The following is a 21980-nucleotide window of genomic DNA, read 5'->3' as shown; positions in this document are numbered from 1 at the left end:
GAAAGATGTGAAAGGAACCGCGCGGGGAGCATCATCAGCCAAAACGGCCCATGATGTAATCCTGCGTGCGGTAATCATCGGGATTGGTGAACATCTTATCGGTATCGTTCTCCTCGACCAGATGGCCGAGATGAAACATTGCGGTACGTTGCGAAACGCGGGCTGCCTGCTGCATGGAATGCGTCACGATGACGATCGTGAAGTTTTCCCGCAGCTCATGAATGAGTTCCTCGACTTTGGCGGTGGCGATCGGATCGAGCGCGGAGCACGGCTCGTCCATGAGAATGACCTCGGGACTGACCGCGACGGCGCGGGCGATGCAGAGGCGTTGCTGCTGACCGCCAGAGAGGCTGGTGCCGGCATCATAGAGCCGATCCTTCACCTCGCCCCACAGCCCGGCCTTCTGCAGACTGGTTTCGACGATATGGTCGAGATCGCTCTTGGACCGATGCAGCCCATGGATACGCGGACCATAGGCCACATTCTCGTAGATCGACTTCGGAAACGGATTGGGCTTCTGAAACACCATGCCGACGCGGGCACGCAGCTCGACGACATCGATTGAGTTGTCGTAGATATCCTGATCGTCGAGCGTGATTTTGCCGGTGACGCGGCAGGTGTCTATCGTATCGTTCATGCGGTTGAGGCAACGCAGGAAGGTGGACTTGCCGCAGCCGGAAGGACCGATCAGCGCGGTGACAGTGTTGGCGCGGATGTTCAGATCCACGTCGAACAGCGCGCGCTTCTCGCCATAATGGACCGAGACGGCCTGACCGATCATCTTGTAGGGGATCGTTATCATCTTCCTGGCCAGTGCTTTTTCGCTCGCGGCTTCCGTCATCATGTTCATTCCATCGCCTCCCGTCACCAGCGCCGCTCAAAGCGACGGCGCAGCAGGATGGCCCCGATGTTCATCGCAACAAGGAAGAAGAGCAGGACGATAATGGCTCCGGAGGTTCTCTCGACAAAGGCGCGCTCAGCTTCGCTCGCCCACATGTAGATTTGCACCGGCAGGGCCGTCGAAGGATCGAGCGGCCCTCTCGGATAGTTGGCGACGAAGGCGACCATGCCGATCAGAAGCAGCGGCGCGGTCTCGCCGAGCGCATGGGCAAGGCCGAGGATCGTACCCGTCAGGATACCCGGCATGGCGAGCGGCAAGACGTGATGGAAAACCATCTGCATGCGCGATGCGCCAAGCCCGAGCGCGGCACTGCGGATCGACGGCGGCACGGCGCGCAATGCCGAGCGGGTGGCGATGATGATCATCGGCAGCGTCATCAGGCTCAGCACCAGCCCGCCGACCAGCGAGGCGGAACGCGGCAGGCCCATAAAGTTGATGAAGACCGAGAGGCCGAGCAGGCCGTAGACGATCGACGGCACCGCGGCGAGATTGTTGATGTTGACCTCGATCAGATCCGTCAACCGGTTCTTCGGCGCGAATTCCTCAAGGTAGATCGAGGCGGCGACGCCGACCGGCAGCGCCAAGACCAGCACGGTCAACATGAGATAGAGCGAGCCGATTAGCGCGACGCCGAGACCCGCGGCCTCCGGGCGACTGGAATTGCCGGACAGGAACAGACCCGTATTGAACGCCTCGTGCAGGGCGCCGGCGGCGGCAAGCTGCCTCATCCAGGCGAGTTGCTGGTCGGAGACCTTGCGGTCCTTTTCGTCCGCCGTCAGGTCGATCTGTCCCTTGTAGGCAGAGTCGATATTGGCACTGGCGAGGAAAGTGACCTTCACCGTCTTTCCGATGACAGAGGGATCGGCCACGACCTTGTCGCGCAATGCAATGCGTGCGCCGTCCGATACCATTTCCATCGCCTGGCGCACGAGCGCCCGATTGGAAGGATCGATGCCCAGCGCCTTCACCACGGCGTCGCGTACCAGCGCCGTATAGTTGGCTGATATCAGGACCTTCGGATCACTGGCCCCCTTGCCTATGGGATCGATGACCTTCTCGGTGAACTCGATCGGCAGGGCGATGGAGGTCTGCACGAAGGCAGTGTAGCCGTTGCGGACAACGGTCGAGACGAGAATAATCAGGAAAACCAGTCCGAAAATGACGGCGGCCATCCCATAGGCACGAAAACGCCGCTCGGCCGCATAACGTCGCTTGATGCCGATATCCCGCCGCGCCGGAGCGCCTGGCGTCAATCCGCGCGACATATTCGGTGCCTGGGAGGATACGACATCGCTCATTCGTATTGCTCCCGGTAGCGGCGGACGACGTAAAGCGCGTAGACATTCAGGCAAAGGGTCAGACAGAACAGCGTTATGCCGAGTGCGAAGGCAACCAATGTCTGCGGTGACGTGAATTCCGGATCGCCGGTCAACTGACTGACGATCTTCACCGTGACCGTCGTCATCGGCTCAAAGGGATCGAGCTGCATGCGGGCCGCAACGCCGGCAGCAAGTACCACGATCATCGTCTCGCCGATCGCCCGCGACGCCGTCATCAGCAGCGCGCCGACGATGCCCGGAAGGGCCGCCGGCAGGAGGACGCGCTTGACCGTTTCCGAGCGCGTGGCGCCAAGGCCGAGCGAGCCGTCCCGCAGCGACCGCGGCACGGCCATGATGATGTCGTCGGACAGAGAGGAGACATAGGGAATGAGCATGACGCCCATGACGAGGCCGGCGGTCAGCACGCTCTGCGCCTCGATGAAATTGGCATAATTGCCGGTCAGCAGGCCATTGAGATCAGCCGAGATATCTCTCAGGAAAGGCCCGACCGTGACGAGCGCAAAGAAGCCATAGACGATGGTCGGAATGCCGGCCAATACTTCGAGCATCGGTTTGGCGACGGAGCGCACGCGCGCCGAGGCATATTCGGCCATGTAGATCGCGGCAAACAACCCGACGGGAACGGCGACCAGCATGGCGACGAAGCCGATATAGAGCGTGCCGGCCAGCAACGGAATGAGGCCGAACGTGCCAGACGTTTGTGAGCCGGCGCCGGTGAAGCGCGGGTCCCAGACGGTACCGAAGAAGAACTCGGCAGCCGGAACCATGTTGAAGAAGCGGGCGGCCTCCGACAGCATCGAAGCGACGATGCCGACCGTCGTCAGCACGGCGATGGAAGAGGCAATGATCAGGCCGCCGAGAATGACCTGTTCCACCCGGTTGCGGGCGCGAAAACGCGGCGCGATGGCACGCAGGCCGTGGATGGCACCGAACAACGAAAGAATGATGGCCGCCACGGACATGACGACATGGCTCACATGCCGCATGCCGTTATATTTATTGGCGGCGTCTATCATATAGCCGGTCGGCCGGATAGCGAGCGGGATGCCTTTCTGTGCCAGGACCAATTGCAGATCGGCCGAGCCGTTGGCGACGTTGGCAAGGTCCCGGTCATCGAGCTGGCGCATGCCATGGGCGATGCTGCGCACTATGCCGTAGGTGAGCTTAAGTTCGGCGGTCGAGAGGGATTTCACCTCCTCCGGAAAGGATTCGACCACGAAACGGTCGATAACCTGCGGGCTGACCACCAGCCAGGCGCAAATCAACGCCAACGCCGGCAATACCGCCCAGATGGCCGCATAGGCGCCGTGGTATCCAAGCCGCGAATGTATGGCCGAGGATCTGTTGCCCGACAGCGCAGCCGCTCTCGTCCGCCCCAGCACGAAAGCAAAGGCGCCGATGATCGACAGACACAACAGCAGCAGTGACAAACTCATTCCCATTCCCCGGCGAACGCCGGCACGGCGGCAAGCCGCGCCGACGGGCAGTCCTTATGCAATCACATGATCTTCCCGTCCGCGAAATCCTTGCGAATCTGGTCACGCTCGGAATCCGGCGCCGGCACCAGGCCGTATTCGGCAAGCGGGCTGTCCGGTCCGATCATCTGATCGCTCGTGAAGAAGTCGACATATTCCTTCAGGCCCGGAATGACGCCGAGATGCGCCTTCTTGACGTAAAAGAATAGCGGCCGCGACACTGGATAGGTGCCGTTGGCGATGGTCTCGCCCGAGGGCACGATGCCGCTCACCGGCGCGACCTTCAGCTTGTCGGCATTGTTCTGATAGAAGTAGAGGCCGAAGACGCCGATGCCATGCTTGTTGGCATCGATGCGGGCGAGCGTCTCGGGATAATCGCCGTCGATATCGACCGCCGCGCCGTCCTTGCGCACCGCAATGCATTTCTTGGTCTGCTGATCGGGATCGGAGACCGTCGCCTTGATGACATCGAGCGCACCGGAGCCCTTGCAGCCGGCGGCGAGCACCTTCTCTTCGAAGACCTCGCGCGTGCCATGCTTCTCACCGGGAATATAGGCTTCAATCTCAAAGGCCGGCAGGGCCGGATTGATCTCCGACCACTTCTTATAAGGATTGGGAACCAACTTGCCGTTCACCACGACTTCGGCCGCCAGCGCCTTATAGAGATCGGCCGGCACGAATTTCATGTCGGGATTGCTTTTGTCGAAAGCGAAGACGATGCCGTCGTAGCCGATCTTGACCTGCTGGATATCGGCAACGCCGGCAGCCTTGCAGGCCTCGACCTCGCTAGCCTTGATGGGGCGCGACGAATTGGCGATATCGATGGAATCGGGGCCGACGCCCTTGCAGAATTCCTTGAGACCGGCACCGGAGCCGCCGGATTCAACGACCGGCGTTTTGAAATTCGTGAAGGTCTCACCAAAACTCTCGGCAACGATCTTGGCATAGGGGAATACGGTGGAGGAACCTGAAATCTGAATCTGATCACGGGCCGCGGCGGCGCCAGCGAAAGCGGCGGATGCAACCAACGCGATGACAGACAGTTTCAACGTGTCCATGGTGAACCCTCCCTGACGGGCTTTGAAGAGCGCGACGGCGAACGGAGCATCCGCCTGTTCAACATCTCTTTTTTAGCGGTCAAAGCACCGCCCTTTTATGTCAGGCGAGTGAAACAATTATGACAGATCAACCCCTTGAAATTTATCAATGAAGTTGCGCCGAAAAGGGGTGATTTACGAAGGCGTTCAGAAGCGGACCGTAAAGTCCGTTCCTTTCCCGACTTCCGACTTGACGATCAGCCGTGCGCGGTGACGGGTGAGAATATGCTTGACGATGGCGAGCCCGAGGCCGGTGCCTTTTTTCGAGCGGCTGTCTTCTACATTGACGCGATAGAAGCGCTCGGTCAGGCGCGGCACGTGTTCCGCCGGGATGCCCGGCCCTCTGTCCGAGATGATGACCTCGACGGCCTGGCCCAGTTCGTTCAAGACGGAAACCTCGACCACCTTGCCTTCCTGACCATATTTGCAGGCATTCTCGATCAGGTTTTCGAAGACCTGCACCAGTTCGTCGCGATCACCCAGCACTTCCACCTTCCCCGGCGGCAGATGCAGATTGATGGTGACGTCGAGATCGTCGGCAAGCGGCAGCAGCGCGTCGCGGACATGGCCGAGCAACGGCACGAGATCGACCTTCTGATCCGGCGCGATGTGCGATTTCAGCTCCAGCCGCGACAGCGACAGGAGATCGTCGACCAGGCGACTCATGCGCGTCGTCTGGTCGAACATGATGCCGAGGAAGCGCTGCTGCGCCTTCGGATCCGCCTTGGCCGGCCCCTGGATGGTTTCGATGAAACCGCGGAGCGAGGCGAGCGGCGTGCGCAGCTCATGGCTGGCGTTGGCGACGAAATCGGATCGCATGCGGTCGATATGGCGGAGTTCGGAGATATCGCGGAAAGACAGCGCAAAGAAGGTGCCGGGCTCGATGTCAGTTTCCGGCAGATCGACCGGGGCGATGCGGACGACATAAACGCGCTCGGACGGCAGGCGCTCGGAATGTTCGATCTGGTTCGGCGTATTGGTGGTGATCGTCTCGCGCACCATGTCGAGCACGCCTGGGGAGCGCAGCTTGGCGGAGATATGAGCATTGAGCGGAAAGGCGCCGAACGCTTTCTCGGCGGCGGCATTCTGCATCAGAACGGACGCCTCGCGGTCGATGATCAGCACCGGCACGTCGAGCGCGGCAAGGCCGGAGAACACGGTGCGAAGCACGGTTTGCGGATCGGTAGGAACCATCTCGACGGGTGCCGGCGGCGCGGCCTTCTCAATGAGCGGCCGGCGAATCAGCGCGACGATCGCAACGACCACCCAGAGCCAGAAAACGATGCCCGTATTGATACCCTCGATAAGCGCCAAAACGGCGATCAGCGTCGCCAGAACTAGCATGGCGATCTCCTGCCGCAGCCGTGCAGCCAGCTTTCTGAGGAATGACCATTCGTCTTCCAAGTGTACCCGTCCCTTTGCCTGTCATAGCGGAATCCAAGACTCTGGGTCTTAGCGGGGATTCATGACAGAAGTTTTCGGCTCTATCCACACAAGCCCGCAACTGACAACAATAAATGTAGCCGGCGAATGAGGATGTCCGCAAAAGGCTTAAAAATACTGGATAAATGACCCAACTTGCCCGTGAGGCTTTTTTTGCCGCACGGGCAGATATCGTTAAGATGGCGTAAATTGCGGAGGAGCAGAGCACATGGCAGAGGACGTGAAAAGCCGTGCGGTGGAGCTGGATATGCATGGCAAGACGCGCATATTCGATGTCGATGACCCTGTGCTGCCAGACTGGATCGACGACGAGGCGCTTGCTTCCGGCGGCTATCCCTACAAGAAGAAGCTAAAGGAAGAAGAGTATCTGGAAGAGCTGGAAAAGCTGCAGATCGAGCTCATCAAAGTGCAGTTCTGGCTGCAGGCGACCGGTAAGCGGGTGATGGCGCTCTTCGAAGGCCGCGACGCCGCCGGCAAGGGTGGTGCGATCGCGGCAACGTCGGCACATATGAACCCCCGCCTTGCGCGCGCCGTGGCGCTGACCAAGCCGACCGACCGGGAAGCCGGGCAATGGTATTTCCAGCGCTATGTCGCCCAGTTCCCGACAGCGGGCGAATTCGTGCTGTTCGATCGTTCCTGGTATAACCGCGCCGGTGTCGAGCCGGTCATGGGCTTCTGCACGCAGGAGCAATACGAGCAATTCCTGAAGCAGACCCCGCATATGGAAAAGCTCATCGTCCAGGACGGCATTTTCTTCTTCAAATTCTATCTCGATATCGGCAGGGAAATGCAGCTCAAGCGCTTTCACGACCGACGCCACGATCCGCGCGCCGTGTGGAAGCTCTCCTCCATGGATATCGCGGCCCTGACCAAATGGAAGGACTACAGCGAAAAGCGCGACCGGATGCTGAAGGAGACGCATATGGACTATGCGCCATGGACGGTGATCCACGCCAATGACAAACGTCGTGCGCGCCTCAACCTCATCCGTCACATTCTGCTAGCGCTTGATTATGACGGCAGGGACGAGAAGGCGATCGGCGAGATCGACGACAAAATCCTTGGCATGGGATTGCATGTTCTCAAATAGGCAGGATGCACCCTAGCCTTACTGCCCCGGCAGGACGCGGATTGCGTAGATGTTGATGCCGCGCGCCTTGCCGTCGACATCGCTGTTTATGATCAGGCGACCCGGTGTCGTGGGCGCAAGCGAACGATCGTAGCGGACCTGGAACAGCGCATCAGTCTTCTGGCGGGTAACGTCGAAACGATGACGGCCGCAAGAGCCGAGCGAGCCGAAATCGCACTCGACGGTGATTTGCGTCGGTGTATCCGAGGTGGACTGCAGCGTAAGCGCGACGGTCGACGATTTTCCGGCCAATTGCTGCAGCACGTTTGCCGGCACTTCGACGGATGCGTTGCCATCGGCACCGCTGGTCTCAGAGGTCAGCCGCACTGCGGGGCCTTCGTTTTCCGAGACATTCTCGGCCTTGGCCTGCGGGCCGCTGGCGACTTTGGCCAAGTCGGTCGGCTTGAAGATCTCGATCCACTCTTCCGAGAAGCTGTTCTGCGGATCGATCGTCGCCAGCCCCGGATTGGCGGGGGGGCCACTGTTATCGTCGTCATCGGACGTATCGTCGGCATTGTTGTTGCCGTTGAAATCCTGGGAATCGACATGCGCGGGCGGATTGGGAACGCTGGTGTCGCGCTGGGCCGCCGTCATGAACACGCCCGAGGTCTTGATCCACCAGGCACCGACACCAAGGAAGGCGAGGAGGATGCAGAAGACCAGCAGGCGGGAGAAGAACTTGCGCGGCTTGCGGCGAACGGCGGCACGCTCGGGCTTGAAATTCATCGACCGCGTTGCGGCCGGCGCGGCGACGGCCTGGCGTTCATCGCTATCGGCGCCGAGATGATCGGCGGGGCCGGCTCGCATGTCGCCAAAATCGCTTTCCGGGGCGGTGGGTTCGACGGGAACGGAGGCTTGGCCGGCAACAGGGTGGTCGCGCGTCTCGCCGCGAACGCTCATGACAGGCTCCTGCTCCTGTCGCTGCTGCATCGGTCGCGGGGCCTGCTGTTGCGGCGGCGCGGGCGGCACATAAGGCGCCTCCACCTCGGGGGCAGCAGACGGTTCCGGCGGGCGGGCACGCTCCTCGCCTTCGATCGCCCGGATGGTCGCCTCCAGGCGTTGGCGCTGAGCCGAAATAATGCCGATATCGGTAATGTCCTGCTTGCGAAGCCCGGCTTCGAGCGCCTGTCGCGCCGATTGATAGATACGAGCCCGGATTTCCGGATTGGCGCGCTCGGATCGCTCCAACGCGCTTCTGATAGCCGTTTCTAATCCGCTCACATCAGGTCCTTTACTCTCACTCGCGATGCGCCCGCATACTCTACCGCAAAACGACCATTTCTTTACTATTCGCTAACCGAATTCGGTAACGCCCCGACCGGCAATGTGCAAGTCTCTCGAAAAGAGGCGCGAACACTCGGGCGGGGATAAATGGCAAAGACGACACAAATGGGGTGGCAGCAGGCAGCAGGGGAAGGCCTCAATCGCGGATGCCGTCAATCACTATTGCCTATTGCCCATTGCCTACTGCCTGCCATCTTCCCCTCCCGACGCACATCTGCTATCCCTTTGACGTTTTCGTAAACGTCAAATACGGATGATGTTCATGGCCCTTCCCTCCGTCCTGACCGAGCGCCTGCGGCTGCCGGTCGTGGCCTCTCCCCTCTTCATCATCTCGCATCCGGCTTTGACACTGGCCCAATGCAAGGCCGGTGTCGTCGGTGCGTTTCCGGCGCTGAACGCCCGGCCGGAGAGCCAGTTGGACGAATGGCTGGCGATGATCACGGAAGATCTCGCTGCGCATGATGCGACGCATCCCGAACGCCCGTCGGCTCCCTTCGCCGTCAATCAGATCGTCCATGCCTCGAACAAGCGGCTGGAACACGATCTGATGCTCTGCGTCAAATATAAGGTGCCGATCGTCATTTCCTCGCTCGGCGCCGTGCCGGAGGTCAACGCGGCCGTGCATTCCTATGGCGGCATAGTGCTGCACGATATCATCAACAACCGTCATGCCAATTCGGCCATCCGCAAAGGAGCCGATGGGCTGATTGCGGTGGCAGCAGGCGCAGGCGGCCATGCCGGCCAGCTCTCGCCTTTCGCGCTCGTTCAGGAAATCCGCGAATGGTTCGACGGGCCGTTGCTGCTTGCCGGCGCGATCGCCAATGGCGGCGCGATCCTGGCGGCCCAAGCGATGGGCGCGGACATGGCCTATATCGGCTCGCCCTTCATCGCCACTGAGGAGGCGCGCGCGGCGGAAGCCTACAAGCAGGCGATCGTCGACGGCGTGGCCGCCGATATCGTCTATTCCAACTTCTTCACCGGCGTCCACGGCAACTACCTCAAACCCTCGATCCGCGCCGCCGGCATGGACCCGGACAACCTGCCCGAGGCCGATCCTTCCAAGATGGATTTCGAAACGGCGACGACCGGCGCCAAGGCCTGGAAGGATATTTGGGGCTCCGGCCAGGGAATCGGCGCTGTCAAAGCAATCGAACCGGTGGCCGCGCTTGTCGATCGGCTGGAGGCGCAGTATCGTCAGGCGCGCGCCCGGCTGGCGCTCTGAGAACGCTCGAAAGCGCGCCTGCTTTTTCACAGGCCCCTCGCTTTTTTTCCAATCGGCAATTTGAGCGCTTGAAATCTCGGCGCATTGACTGTATCAGCGCCATGCAAATCGCAGGGCCATACCGATCGGCCCGGAATGCCGCTTTAGCTCAGTCGGTAGAGCACATCATTCGTAATGATGGGGTCACGTGTTCGAGTCACGTAAGCGGCACCACTCCAATAAACGCAAATACTTGACCCAACTATTCAACAGCGATCATTGGCTCGATGGCGAACCTAGGGCCAAACTTGGGCGCAGTGCCCTCGACCTCGGCCAAGAACAGGTGGTTCCGGTCGTTGACGCGGAGCGCCGTCCGCGCCTTGAGTTGCGAAGTTCAAGTGGGCCCGATGAGTACCTCGAAATCGAAGATCGCCGTCTTCCTCGATTGCGAGCGTCAAATACGCGATGCCGCGGTGACGATCGGGCGTAGCGCCCACGCAGGTCGCTCGGATTCGCACCGTTACTGCGATTCCTCGCGCTTTTCTGCGAGATAGAAGAACCGCGTTAATCTCCGCTCTGACGCGAGGTGAGCGGTCATATTCAACATAACCTGTCTACGTCGGAACCAGTCTTCGCCCTCTTCTCTAATCAACGCATTCGCGCGGCGCTCGCGGGCGTCGCGCCAGCGGCCAGCGATCTCGGCGGCAGCTGCAGCACGGTCGACAGTCTGCAACAGCACAAGGCCCGCCGCGGTCATGGCGCTTTCATTAAAGCCGGGCGGTACGAAAAGTGCATTGGATGCATCGAGGACCAGAGCGCAACGGCCGTCGATCTCCAACTTCGAAAGGGCTCCGGTCACGACGAGCGGATCGGTGAAGACCAGGCGCCCGCCAGCTTTCAAAAGCCGTGCCCAATCCCGCAAAGCGGAGTGCCGGTCGGGAAGATGAGAGATAGAGTCGATACACACAATGGCGTCGAATGTGCCGTCTTCGAACGGGAGTGGTTCCCCGCCGTCGAGCACGACAAACTTGGCTAGATCCGTGAGTCCTCGCTTCACCGCTTCCGCTGTCGCGCTTGACACGCCTTCAGGCACGATGTCGATGCCCAGGAGGCGGCAGCCGGTTTGCTCTACCAAAGCAAGGGATGGGCCGCCGGCCCCGCACGCTACATCGAGAACGCACGCGTCCGGACCTAGCCTCAGAAGGGCGGCGATCTCGGCCTGCTCAGCTGGACCGCGCCAACTTTCCTGCCCGAAATCCTCGCCGAAAGCCTCTCTGCGGATTTCTGACGCAAGTTGGCCGTAGATGCGTGTGTATTGCGAGCCATAGAAGGCATCGCTGCTCGCCGGATTGTGCTCGGACATGCCGGATAGTCCCCTTCGCCCCAGCGTAGGTTGCCAGAAAAACGGCTTTCCGTCAAAAATGCGTCGGTATGGATAATCGTGCAGTTGTCAGCAGCCGCTGCGGCAATACCATACCCCTGCGGACAAGCCCCTACTGGTCAAGTTCAAGCAATTCGGGGCTTTAGACGGATGGTGGACGTTTGGTCTTGATGGGAGGCGTGCACGGTTTGGATGGATAGTAGTTGACTTATAATAAGTTCAACTTAATGATTTGTGATCTGGTTGGATTTGACCCCTGATCGGATCGTGCAAGCAGCCCGACCGTTTGATCGGTCGGGCTGCTTGGCTTCGAGACCGAGAAACCGCGGTTCAGGCGGCAAAGGGTTTGGCGACGGCGGCTATGCCCTGATGAACAGGGCGCCCACCAAGCCAAAAACCACGATCGACTGCAAAATGAACATTGGCCATTCGGCTGACATTGGCTTTCCTCCTGTTTTTATGAACATAGGGAAGCACTAATGTTTGTCGATTGTCATGTAATCACTTTGATTACGAGAGGCAGACACCACTTCGTACGCCGCTGTTATTGTGCGTCGAGGATGAAGTTCATCGATACATTAAGAACACGCGAAGGTGGGCGGCTTACAAAGCCGCTCTATACCCTTCTATCCTATCTCGGCGCTGCCACCGCCGAAGCATCTTCTTACACGACTATGACTTTTCGCCATGCGCTGAAATCACGGCGCGTTTTGCCTGCTCGCCTGCTGATTCGCCCAGAGCGCCTCGTCAGTCAGACGTTGCCGGATCTCCTGCTTTTGCTCGGCAATCATCGCGGAAATGAGGAAAGCATCGACGATCCACCAGATGCCCAGCGCAGCTAAGAGGGCGATGCCGATGACAATGAATGTCGTAAGCCAACCGAGTACGAACAGAAGCAACTGCACTACGCCGCTGCCGGTTCTACCGAGGTAAAACCGGTGAGCGCCCAGAGTGCCAAGAAAGAACCAAAGCAAGTAGGCTGCGCCCACCGATTTTGCTTCATTGGTCACACGTTGTTCAACCAATATTTGCTCTTGCGTGGAAAGCCCCATTTTCCCTCTCAAGTGATTTTCCGGCGCAAGCCCCCTCACGCCATAATAGATCGGCGCATTAAAACTCACGCCTAGATAGAGAATTGCAACTGCATCGAAGTGAAGTCAAGCATTCGACCGCCGTCTATTTGTGATATTCGTCGAAACCGGCGCGCAATGTGCGTCATCCATCCTTTTGCGTCACCATCATCCGATCCATTCAGAGGAACCATCATGATCCACGTTCTCGCCATCCTCACCGCGCAGCCCGGCAAGCGTGCCGCCGTGCTCGAAGCCTTCCAGGCGAATGTTCCGGCCGTGCATGCCGAAGACGGCTGCATCGAATATACCGCTGTCGTGGATGTCGAAGGCGCCGACCCGGCGTTTGGTCCCGATACATTCGTGGTGGTCGAAAAATGGGAAAGCATGGCGGCGCTTAAGGCACATGCCGCTTCGGCGCATATGGCCGCTTATGGGGAGAAAGTGAAGGACCTTATGGCCGCGCGCGCCGTGCATGTGCTGAGCCCGGTCTAAGTCGCACATTACGACAACGCTCCAACGGCGCCCTTTTGGCGCCGTTTATTATAACCCGCTTGCCTGGGTTAGCTGGTTGCCTGCTCAGTACCAGGGATCGTAGTAGCGGTCACGCCAGTAAGGGCGATAGTACCCATGGCGGTAGCCCCAATAATCCCCACCGCGCCAGTAGCGGTCGCGATAGTAGTAGCGATGGTAGCCGTAGCTTGGGCCGACATAGAAGCCGAAGCCCGGCGAGATCACGACGCTGGGACCGTAGTGCCGATGATGGTGGTAATAGTACCGACGATGAGCATCAGCATTGGTTACTGGCAAAGCGAGGATACCCAGCGCTACTAACGCCGTTGCGATGATCCTCATTTCTCTTCTCCTTACACGCATCCGTAAGGCCGGCGATACCTATGCCGGCCCGGATCACATCATTCCCGCACAAGCGGGGTATGGAGTTAAACGCTCAAGGGGAATGCATGTTCCGGAAGCTAAAGCTATGAGGTATGGGAGAAATACGGCCTGTACGCGCGGGCCTGGCGATTAAGCTCCGTTCCGTATGGACGTCAGGATGCGTCCCGTCAGTCCAAAATCTCCTAAGATGCTGGGCGACTTCGAGCAGCTTCCGTTGCGCCCACCAGCTCGCGCACCGCCTCCTGGATCAGCCGGCAGGCATCGACGGAAGCACGGCGGCCATTGTGGGCGAGGTGATAGGAAAGCGGCAAAATCTGATCCGGATTGACGATCCGCACCTTGTCGGCAATCGGCGCGGCGCTGACGCGGCCGAGAAACGAAACATAGCCATGATTGGCGACAAGGTCGACGATGACGGGAAGCGAGTCGGCCGAAGTGATGTCGCGGCCGCGAAACCGGCGACGGTCGCCGCTGTCGTAGCCGAAGGCCGTGGCCGCATTGCCGATGCCGGTGCGCGAGCTCGGCACGCAGAGCGGATGGTTTTCGACCAGCGCCGTCACCGTCTGTTCCGTGCTGCCAGGCGGCGCGATCGCTACCATGTCGGTTGCCACCAGCTCCATATGCTCGAAGGCATCGAGACCGAAGACGGAATCGACGATGGCGACGTCAATGCGGCCGGATCTCAGCGCCTCACGCAAATCGTCGGCGGTCATCAGCATCAAGGACAGCGTGTTGCGGTTACCGCTGATGTTCCAGCGCGCCACAAGGCTGGCGAGCGAGCGGGCCACCCAGCTCTCCGAGCCGGTCGGGATGATCGACCCGATGCGCACGGCCCGCGCCGCCCGCTGAAATCGCTCGTCCGCCGCCGCCTTCATCTCGTCCCAGGCCTCCGCGATACCGGCAAGGATGGCATAGACCTCGCGACCGACGTCGGTCAGCACCGAACCCTGCGCCTGTCGTTCAAACAGGCGGCAACCGAACAATTCTTCCAGATTGGCGATCTGCAGCGAAAGCTGCGGCTGACCGAGACGCAGGCGGCGGGCGGCGCGATTGATGCTGCCCTGATCGGCGACCTCCAGGAAACGTTCAATGGTGGCGATCCTCAACGGTAGCCGCGCAGCCCATTGGGGATAGTCCTGTGGTGCGGGAGGTTCTTTCGTCAGCACCGAGAGTTGCCGCATGGCGGAGAGGATCGGCTGCAGGCCCTTCTGCACCTTCGAGCTGGCAAGCAGGGTGGCGAGCTCGCCCGATGCTCGCTCGACGAGCTTTATCGCCAGCTCCGTCTCCAGCCGCCGAAGCGCGCTCGACACGGTCGAGGCCGAAAAAGAGAGCCTGCGGGCCGTCTCCCTGACGGAGCCGATCGAGAAAACCGTGTCGGCGATGAACAATGCCCCGAGATACAAGCCGGCCATCCTTTCGAGCCTGCCACATACCCTGCCTCGCACGCGGCCGAACCAACATGCCGGCACGATATGATGTGTTCTCAAAAAAAGATATCCCAAACCAAAAGAGCGAGGACTATCGTTCGATGACCGCCTAACTGACCCTGCTCAACCCAAGAGATCGGAACGGCGGCGAAACGGGTAAGGGGAACAAAAACAAACGCACTTGCCCCCGAAAAAAGAAATCTATTTTCGCGCTTATGCCGGGCACCCTCGTCATAATCGCGCGGCGACTGCAGGTGGCGGACTGGCGTGTCATCGATTTTTCGGTGGCGAGCGCTATCTCCCAGACGCAGACAGGACTTCGCATGCGGGTTCTTCGGCCCGCAGTCATATGTGGCGTGTCCGGGGACCGGATTTGAACCGAACGGATACGCCAGACTAACGGTTCAACGGGGTACAAAGGGAAACATCATGTTCAAGAAGTTCGCACTCGCCGCCGCGCTAACGGCTTTCGTCGCCAGTGGTGCCAGCGCTGCCGACGTCGTGGTCTCCTCAAAGATCGACACGGAAGGCACGCTGCTCGGCAACATCATCTTCGCCGCGCTCAATGCCAACGGCATCAAGGCGAAGGACCGCATCGCGCTCGGCACGACGCCCGTTTTGCGCAAGGCGATCACGGCCGGCGAAATTGACATTTACGCCGAATATACCGGCAATGCCGGCTTCTTCTTCAACAAATCAGACGATCCGGCCTGGAAGAACCTGCAGCAGGGTTATGATCTGGCGAAGAAGCTCGATTACGATGCCAATAAGATCGTCTGGCTGACGCCCTCGCCCGCCAACAACACCTGGGCGATCGGCGTTCGCAACGACGTCGCCGGCCCGGCCAAACTCAAGACCATGTCCGATTTCGGCAAGTGGGTTGCCGGCGGCGGGCCGGTCAAGCTTGCGGCGTCTTCCGAGTTCGTCAACTCGCCGGCGGCTCTGCCGGCCTTCCAGACGACCTACAACTTCCAGATCAAGCCAGAGCAGGAAGTCGTGCTCTCCGGCGGCGACACGGCAGCGACGATCAAGGCTGCGGCCGACCAGACCAACGGCGTCAACACCGCCATGGTCTACGGCACTGACGGCGCCATCGAAGCGGCTGAACTGACGGTTCTCGAAGACGACAAGAGCGTGCAGCCGGTCTATGCGCCGACGCCGATCATCCGCGAAGCCGTATTGAAGGCCAATCCGAAGATCGAGGAAGTTCTGGCCCCGATCTTCAAGGGCCTGACTGCCGACGTGCTGCGCAAGCTGAACGGCCGCATCCAGGTGGACGGCGAGCCGGCCAAGTCGGTTGCCGAATCCTACCTCAAGGAAAACGGCTTCCTGAAGTAAGACTTTACCTATCACCCCTGCGGCTCCGCTTTGATAAGGTGGGGCCGCATGGATATTTGATGAGGCATGATCTTATCCAAAAACCGCCTCGCCGGTTTTGGCATGCGCTGACGGAGCTTGCTTGATGGAAGATGCGCTAGCGGTCCGCAGGGTGGACCGTCTCGGAGTGGTGCTGGTGGCCGGTGGCTGCCTCGCGGCGGCGTCGATGCCGTTCATCATCGTCAAGGCAAACCGCATCGCCGCCGGCAAGCCGCAATTGCTGACGCAGCTCCTCGCCCAGCCCGTCGCGCTGGCACTTCTCCTCCTTCTCGTCGCCACCGCCCTTGCCGCCCTTCTCCTGCGCAACCAGCTCGTCCGCCTCGCCATCGCCACGCTCGCCATTGCCCTTCTGATCGTCACGCTCGGCTTCGTCTCGACTGCGGCCACGCCTGCCGGCAGCACCGTGGCGCGCATTACGCCGGGCGGTGCCTTCTGGGTGCTGCTCGCGGTCATCGGCCTAGTGATCTCGGATGCACTGGTGAAGCTGCGGCTTACGCCATGGCTTCGGGTCGCCTCGCTCGCGCTCTATGCCGCGATCCTCGGCATCATCCTTAGATCCGGCCTGCTCGACAATCTGTCGATCATGAAGGAATACGCCAACAATGCCGATAAATTCTGGAACGAGGCGCTTGGCCATGTGTTCCTCTCGCTCGGCTCGGTCGCCATCGCCATCGTGCTTGCCCTGCCGCTCGGCATCTTCTGTTATTGGCAGCCGAGGCTTCGCGCCGTCGTTCTGCGCGGCCTGAGCCTGGTGCAGACCATTCCTAGCCTCGCTTTGTTCGGCATTCTTATGCTGCCGCTCGGCTATATCGCGGCGCACGTCCCTTTCGCGGCCGCGATCGGCGTTCAAGGCATCGGCACCGCGCCGGCGCTGGTGGCGCTGGTGATCTATTCGCTGCTGCCGATCGTCGCCAACACCGTCGTCGGGCTTGCCGGCGTCGACCCGTCGGTGCGCGATGCCGCTGCCGGCATGGGGCTGACACGCCGGCAGATCCTGACCGGCATCGACCTGCCGCTCGCCTTCCCGGTCATCCTGACGGGTATCCGCATCGTGCTGGTGCAGGCGATCGGCCTCGTCACCGTCGCGGCGTTGATCGGCGGTGGCGGTTTCGGTCTCTTCATTTTCCAGGGCATCGGCCAGACGGCCAATGATCTGGTGCTGCTCGGCGCCGTGCCGACGGTCTTTCTCGCATTCTCATCGGCCGTCATCCTCGATGCGGTCATCGACAGCATCCGAGGGCAACACGCATGACCGCCATGATCGAGCTGAAGGACGTAACCAAGCGCTATGGCAACGCCACCGTGGTCGATAATGTCAGCATGAGCATGGAAAAAGGCACGATCACCGTCATTGTCGGCACCTCCGGCTCCGGCAAGTCGACGCTGGTGCGCATGATCAACCGGCTGGTGCCGATCTCCCTCGGCCAGATTTTGGTCGACGGCCGGGATGTCATGAGCGTGCCGGCGACCGAGCTTCGCCGCCGCATCGGCTATGCCATCCAGGGCCACGGCCTGTTTCCGCATCGCACCGTGGCGCAGAACATCGCAACCGTGCCGCAACTGCTCGGCTGGGACAAGGCGCGCATCGACCGGCGCGTCGAGGAGCTGCTCAATCTCTTCCATCTCGATCCCGGCACCTTCGCGGCGAAATATCCGAGCCAGCTTTCCGGGGGCCAGCAACAGCGCGTCGGTGTTGCTCGTGCGCTTGCGGCCGAACCGGAAGTCCTGCTGATGGACGAACCCTTCGGCGCACTCGATCCCGTCATCCGCGGCAAGGCCCAGGACGACCTTCTGGCCATCCAGAAACAGTTCGGCACGACCATCGTGCTCGTCACCCACGATATGGACGAAGCCTTCCATCTCGGCGACCAGATCGCGGTGATGAGCGAAGGCAAGCTGCTGCAATGTTCGGAACCGGGGAAGATCCTCACCGAGCCCGCCGATCCCTTCGTGCAGCAACTGACCGGTACCTCCGACCGGGCGCTGAAGCTGATGTCGCTGCTGCCGCTCAAGGAAAGCATGCAGCCGCTGCGACCGGGCATTGGCTACAGCCTGCCGCAGACGCTCAATCTGCGCGATGCACTGGCCGAGATGATCTGGCAGGGCGCGGACGAGGCGACCGTCGAAGACGACAGCAAGGTCCCAGTCGGCTCGATCTCCATGCGGCATTTGATCGAACTGGGCCGCAAAGCATGAAGTTTCTGACCGCCAACATCTTCCGGTTTTTGGCGCTGGCGTTGCTGCTGGTGCTGCTATTCCGGCCGGAATGGCTGATGCCGATCCTGGCACCGCTCACCAAATTCGGAGCATCGCCGATCTATACGCAGAACAGCCTGGTCGGTCTCGCGATCAGCCATATGGAGCTGATCCTCGTCTCGATCGCCGCCAGCGGCATTCTCGCCGTGCTCGGCGGCATCTTCGTCACCCGCAAGAGCGGCGCCGATTTCCTGCCGCTATCGCGGGCGATCGCCAATGCCGGCCAGACCTTTCCTCCTGTCGCAGTATTGGCGCTCGCCATCTCCACCACCGGCTTCGGCGCGGTGCCGACACTGATCGCGCTTTTCCTCTATGCGCTGCTGCCGATCTTCGAAAATACCGTCGCCGGCCTGCAGCAGGTGCCGGCCTCCGTGCTCGACGCCGCCGACGGCATGGGCATGAACGGCTGGCAGCGGCTGTTTCGGGTCGAGCTGCCGCTCGCTCTGCCGCTGATCATCGAAGGGCTGAAGATCGCCACGGTCATCAATATCGGCACGGCGACGATCGGCTCGACCGTTGCGGCGAAGGGGCTTGGAGAAGTCATCATCGCCGGCCTGATCAACGACAACACCGCCTTCATCCTGCAGGGCGGCTTGATCGTCGGCTTGATGGCGGTGCTGATCTATGACGGCATGGAATTGATCGAAACCGCAGTCACGCGCAAAATCGGCTTGCAGCCGCACTGATTTAGCCTTGGCGGCTCCGGAGCATGATCTTGGCCCCGCCTTTAACGACAGGGAGGCGCACATGGCGAAAATGATCCATTCGATGATCCGAGTGCTCGATGAAGCGCGCGCGGTCGATTTCTACGGCAAGGCTTTCGGGCTCGCGGTCGCCGACCGCGTCACCTTTCCGACCTTTACACTGATCTATCTCAGCAATGCCGAGACCGGTTTCGAATTGGAATTGACCGTCAATCAGGGCCGCATCGAACCCTATGCACTCGGGGAAGGCTATGGCCATCTTGCTGTTTCGGTCGATGAACTCCGGGACGAGCACGCGCGCTTCACCGAGCTTGGTCTCAATCCCGGCAAGATCGTTGAACTCAATCGCGATGGAAGACTTTTCGCCCTCTTCTTCTTCGTCAGCGATCCCGATGGCTACAGGATCGAAGTCATGCAAAGGAACGGGCGGTTTCAGTAAAAGCCGCATAAACCAAAGCCCCGTGAAAACGGGGCCAGTTTCTGGCTTTCCTATATGTGTGCCTACATCCAGTAGGGTGGCACGCCGAAATAGTCATGGCTCTTATGGCCATTATCCTTGTGGGCGACGATGTCGTCCTTGCTGGCGAAACGGCGGGCTTTTTCGATGTCATTCTTGGTCATATTGATACGATAGCCATCGATGCGAGCATCATAGCGTAGCTTTTCCCACGGCAGCCGGTAGTGATCCTGGCCGATGCCGAAAAAGCCGCCGAAGCTCAGAATGATGAAAGCGATGCGACCATCGCTTTTTTCCAGCATCAGGCGCTCAATATGACCGATCTGCTTGCCATCGGACCCGAAGACCTTGGACCCCTCGACCCGGTCGCATGCGACCAGCATCGACATGTCCTTGACATAGAGTTCGCGGCTAATCGTCTCGGCACTCTCTTTATGCATGTGCGCACCTCCTCTTGGATACGCTTCACATAAAACTCTTGAGCATCCGACCCCGCCCCGGAGTACCGTGCGGGCAGCACGATGCGTTCGGTGAGGCCCTCGCTCACCGCGCATTAACGCGCTGTTGTCACAAAAGTTCCAGTACTTTTTTCAAACTTATTAAAAAATAGTTAACGCTCAGGTATTATTGACGTTTACGTCAAAGTCAGTATAGCTTTCTTTGTTGCTCTACGTCTTTAGGTGAGGGCAAAAGCGGCAGCGGTGCGAAAAGCGGGAGACTTTTCCACCAAGCAGTGCCACGCTACAAAGCCGCGGCTCGCCGAAGGCGGGGCGTGATGATGCGTCAAGGAGGAAGTACGCATGAATTCAGTTTCCGCTCCTTCGGATAGACCGCTGGTCAAAAAGATTTGGCTCGCATCTTACCCGGATATCGTGCCGGCCGAACTGCCGCCGTTGGAGCATGCATCGCTCGTTGAATTGCTGGAGGAAAGCTGCGCGCGCTATGGCGACAAGCTCGCCTTCACCAGCATGGGCAAATCGATCACCTATCGCGATCTCGATACGCAAACGCGCAAGATCGCCGCATGGCTGCAAAGCCTCGGCCTTCAGAAGGGCGACCGCGTCGCCGTCATGATGCCGAACGTGCTGCAAAACCCGATCACCGTTTATGGCATACTTCGTGCCGGTCTTGTCGTCGTCAATGTCAATCCGCTCTACACGCCGCGCGAGCTGGAACACCAGCTTCGCGATTGCGGCGCCAGGGCGATCTTCGTGCTTGAAAACTTCGCCCATACGGTGGAGCAGGTTCTGGCGCATACGGATGTGCGCCATGTCGTGGTCACCGCACTTGGCGACATGCTCGGCATCAAGGGCCACATCGTCAACTTCATCGTTCGCAAGGTGAAGAAACTCGTACCGGCATGGTCCATTCCCGGCCATCGCAGCTTCAAGGGCGTGCTCTCCGAAGGGGCGCGGCTGCCGTTGAAGCCATCCGAGCTCACCAGAAGCGACATCGCCTTCCTGCAATATACCGGCGGCACGACCGGCGTTGCCAAGGGCGCGATCCTGACGCATTCCAACCTGCTCGCCAACCAGCAGCAATTGCTGCTCTGGCTGCAATCGGCCTATATCAACAAGCCGCGTCCCGAGCAGCTCACCTTCGTCTGCGCCTTGCCGCTCTATCACATCTTCGCGCTCACGGTGAATTCGCTGATGGGCATGTCGCTCGGCGGACATAATGTCCTGATCGCCAATCCGCGCGACATACCCGCCTTCATCAAGGAGCTGGGCAAGTACAAGTTCGACATGTTCCCCGGCCTCAACACACTGTTCAATGCGCTGATGAACAATCCGGAATTTGCCAAGCTCGATCTCTCCAACACAGCGACTCTCGCCGGCGGCATGGCGGTGCAGCGGCCGGTCGCCGAGCGCTGGCAGAAGATGACGGGGGCCTGGATCACCGAGGGCTACGGTCTTTCCGAGACATCGCCGGTCGCAAGCGCCAATCGTTTCGACAGCCCGGAATTCACCGGCACGATCGGCCTGCCGATAACAGGAACCGATTTCGACATTCGCGACGAGAACGGCAAATCGCTGCCGCTCGGTGAGGTCGGCGAGATCTGCATCCGCGGGCCGCAGGTCATGGCGGGCTATTGGAAACAGCCGGCCGAAACCGCGCGCGTGATGACATCGGACGGCTTCTTCCGCAGCGGCGACATGGGCTTCATGAACGAGCACGGCTACACCAAGATCGTCGACCGCAAGAAGGACATGATCCTGGTTTCGGGCTTCAACGTCTATCCGAACGAGATCGAAGAAGTCGCCGCCATGCATCCCGGCATTCTCGAAGCCGCCGCCATTGGCGTGCCGGACGAACATTCGGGCGAAGCCGTCAAGCTTTTCATCGTCAAGAAGGACCAGGCGTTGACCGAGGCCGATGTCAAGGCGCATTGCGTTGCAAACCTCACCAACTACAAGCGGCCACGCTTCATCGAATTCCGCAGCGAACTGCCGAAATCGAATGTCGGCAAAATCTTGCGCAAGGAATTGCGCAACTGACATAATTCGATGTCATTATTCCCTGCCATTCGGGAAGCCGCCC

The 21980-nt window shown here is 60.1% G+C and carries 20 protein-coding genes and 1 tRNA gene; 10 read left to right on the top strand and 11 right to left on the bottom strand.

Going from position 1 to position 21980, the window contains the following annotated elements; all coding sequences use genetic code 11:
* Positions 1 to 34: 34 nt before the first annotated feature.
* From pstB to phoR, 5 genes are all read right to left on the bottom strand, one after another.
* Positions 35 to 850, bottom strand: a complete 816-nt coding sequence (pstB, locus tag NXC24_RS02840; RefSeq protein WP_104821923.1) for a phosphate ABC transporter ATP-binding protein PstB — start codon at positions 848 to 850, stop codon at positions 35 to 37.
* 14 nt (positions 851 to 864) lie between these two features.
* Positions 865 to 2199, bottom strand: a complete 1335-nt coding sequence (pstA, locus tag NXC24_RS02835; RefSeq protein ID WP_104821922.1) for a phosphate ABC transporter permease PstA — start codon at positions 2197 to 2199, stop codon at positions 865 to 867.
* On the bottom strand, positions 2196 to 3677 hold the full coding sequence (gene pstC, locus NXC24_RS02830; RefSeq protein WP_104821921.1) for a phosphate ABC transporter permease subunit PstC: 1482 nt from the start codon (positions 3675 to 3677) through the stop codon (positions 2196 to 2198). Before pstC ends, pstA begins: the two co-directional genes overlap by 4 nt.
* 62 nt (positions 3678 to 3739) lie before the next feature.
* On the bottom strand, positions 3740 to 4774 hold the full coding sequence (locus NXC24_RS02825; protein ID WP_104821920.1) for a substrate-binding domain-containing protein: 1035 nt from the start codon (positions 4772 to 4774) through the stop codon (positions 3740 to 3742).
* A gap of 186 nt (positions 4775 to 4960) precedes the next feature.
* A complete protein-coding gene (gene phoR / locus NXC24_RS02820) occupies positions 4961 to 6157 on the bottom strand; it encodes a phosphate regulon sensor histidine kinase PhoR (protein ID WP_104821919.1) in 1197 nt (398 codons plus the stop codon).
* A 307-nt stretch (positions 6158 to 6464) separates the two neighbouring features.
* Here phoR and ppk2 point away from each other — a divergent pair, with 307 nt between their 5' ends.
* Positions 6465 to 7346: a polyphosphate kinase 2 gene (ppk2, locus tag NXC24_RS02815; protein WP_104821918.1), complete on the top strand. Its 882-nt coding sequence runs from the start codon at positions 6465 to 6467 to the stop codon at positions 7344 to 7346.
* Positions 7347 to 7364: 18 nt separating this feature from the next.
* Here ppk2 and NXC24_RS02810 read toward each other — a convergent pair whose 3' ends face one another.
* Positions 7365 to 8606: a hypothetical protein gene (locus NXC24_RS02810; protein WP_104821917.1), complete on the bottom strand. Its 1242-nt coding sequence runs from the start codon at positions 8604 to 8606 to the stop codon at positions 7365 to 7367.
* Positions 8607 to 8931: 325 nt separating this feature from the next.
* Between NXC24_RS02810 and NXC24_RS02805 the strand changes: the two genes are divergently transcribed.
* Both NXC24_RS02805 and NXC24_RS02800 read left to right on the top strand, forming a co-directional pair.
* Positions 8932 to 9891, top strand: coding sequence for a nitronate monooxygenase family protein (locus NXC24_RS02805; protein WP_104821916.1), 960 nt, complete (start codon positions 8932 to 8934; stop codon positions 9889 to 9891).
* 137 nt (positions 9892 to 10028) lie between these two features.
* A tRNA-Thr gene (locus tag NXC24_RS02800) sits at positions 10029 to 10104 on the top strand.
* 286 nt (positions 10105 to 10390) lie between these two features.
* Here the strand turns inward: NXC24_RS02800 and NXC24_RS02795 are convergent.
* The gene (locus NXC24_RS02795) at positions 10391 to 11233 is read right to left on the bottom strand and encodes a class I SAM-dependent methyltransferase (protein WP_104821915.1); all 843 of its coding nucleotides are present in this window, start codon (positions 11231 to 11233) and stop codon (positions 10391 to 10393) included.
* A gap of 716 nt (positions 11234 to 11949) precedes the next feature.
* Entirely contained in the window at positions 11950 to 12303 is a 354-nt protein-coding gene (locus NXC24_RS02785; protein ID WP_104821913.1) for a TM2 domain-containing protein, read from the bottom strand.
* A 213-nt stretch (positions 12304 to 12516) separates the two neighbouring features.
* On the opposite strand from NXC24_RS02785, the gene NXC24_RS02780 reads away from it, so the two are divergent.
* Entirely contained in the window at positions 12517 to 12816 is a 300-nt protein-coding gene (locus NXC24_RS02780) for an antibiotic biosynthesis monooxygenase family protein (RefSeq protein WP_104821912.1), read from the top strand.
* Between the two features lie 84 nt (positions 12817 to 12900).
* Here NXC24_RS02780 and NXC24_RS35000 read toward each other — a convergent pair whose 3' ends face one another.
* Together NXC24_RS35000 and NXC24_RS02770 are read right to left on the bottom strand one after the other, a co-directional pair.
* Entirely contained in the window at positions 12901 to 13131 is a 231-nt protein-coding gene (locus tag NXC24_RS35000) for a hypothetical protein (protein ID WP_158704415.1), read from the bottom strand.
* 269 nt (positions 13132 to 13400) lie between these two features.
* Positions 13401 to 14621: a LysR family transcriptional regulator gene (locus tag NXC24_RS02770; RefSeq protein WP_104824971.1), complete on the bottom strand. Its 1221-nt coding sequence runs from the start codon at positions 14619 to 14621 to the stop codon at positions 13401 to 13403.
* 453 nt (positions 14622 to 15074) lie between these two features.
* Here NXC24_RS02770 and NXC24_RS02765 point away from each other — a divergent pair, with 453 nt between their 5' ends.
* The 5 genes from NXC24_RS02765 (at position 15075) to NXC24_RS02745 (ending at position 19421) form a co-directional block, all read left to right on the top strand.
* Positions 15075 to 15983, top strand: coding sequence for an ABC transporter substrate-binding protein (locus tag NXC24_RS02765; protein WP_104821910.1), 909 nt, complete (start codon positions 15075 to 15077; stop codon positions 15981 to 15983).
* A gap of 124 nt (positions 15984 to 16107) precedes the next feature.
* Complete coding sequence (locus NXC24_RS02760; protein WP_104821909.1) at positions 16108 to 17274, top strand: ABC transporter permease; 1167 nt, start codon at positions 16108 to 16110, stop codon at positions 17272 to 17274.
* 5 nt (positions 17275 to 17279) lie between these two features.
* Entirely contained in the window at positions 17280 to 18218 is a 939-nt protein-coding gene (locus NXC24_RS02755; RefSeq protein ID WP_245463965.1) for an ABC transporter ATP-binding protein, read from the top strand.
* A complete protein-coding gene (locus NXC24_RS02750; protein WP_104821907.1) occupies positions 18215 to 18964 on the top strand; it encodes an ABC transporter permease in 750 nt (249 codons plus the stop codon). The genes NXC24_RS02755 and NXC24_RS02750 overlap by 4 nt, the downstream gene beginning before the upstream one ends.
* A 61-nt stretch (positions 18965 to 19025) precedes the next feature.
* A complete protein-coding gene (locus NXC24_RS02745; protein ID WP_104821906.1) occupies positions 19026 to 19421 on the top strand; it encodes a VOC family protein in 396 nt (131 codons plus the stop codon).
* 62 nt (positions 19422 to 19483) lie between these two features.
* On the opposite strand, the gene NXC24_RS02740 is transcribed toward NXC24_RS02745, so the two are convergent.
* Entirely contained in the window at positions 19484 to 19879 is a 396-nt protein-coding gene (locus NXC24_RS02740) for a PRC-barrel domain-containing protein (RefSeq protein WP_104821905.1), read from the bottom strand.
* A gap of 360 nt (positions 19880 to 20239) precedes the next feature.
* On the opposite strand from NXC24_RS02740, the gene NXC24_RS02735 reads away from it, so the two are divergent.
* Entirely contained in the window at positions 20240 to 21937 is a 1698-nt protein-coding gene (locus NXC24_RS02735; protein ID WP_104821904.1) for a long-chain fatty acid--CoA ligase, read from the top strand.
* Positions 21938 to 21980 lie beyond the last annotated feature (43 nt).

Origin of the sequence: Rhizobium sp. NXC24 (genome assembly GCF_002944315.1) — a bacterium.
Taxonomy (GTDB): domain Bacteria; phylum Pseudomonadota; class Alphaproteobacteria; order Rhizobiales; family Rhizobiaceae; genus Rhizobium.
This window is presented reverse-complemented; position numbering and strand designations above follow the sequence as displayed.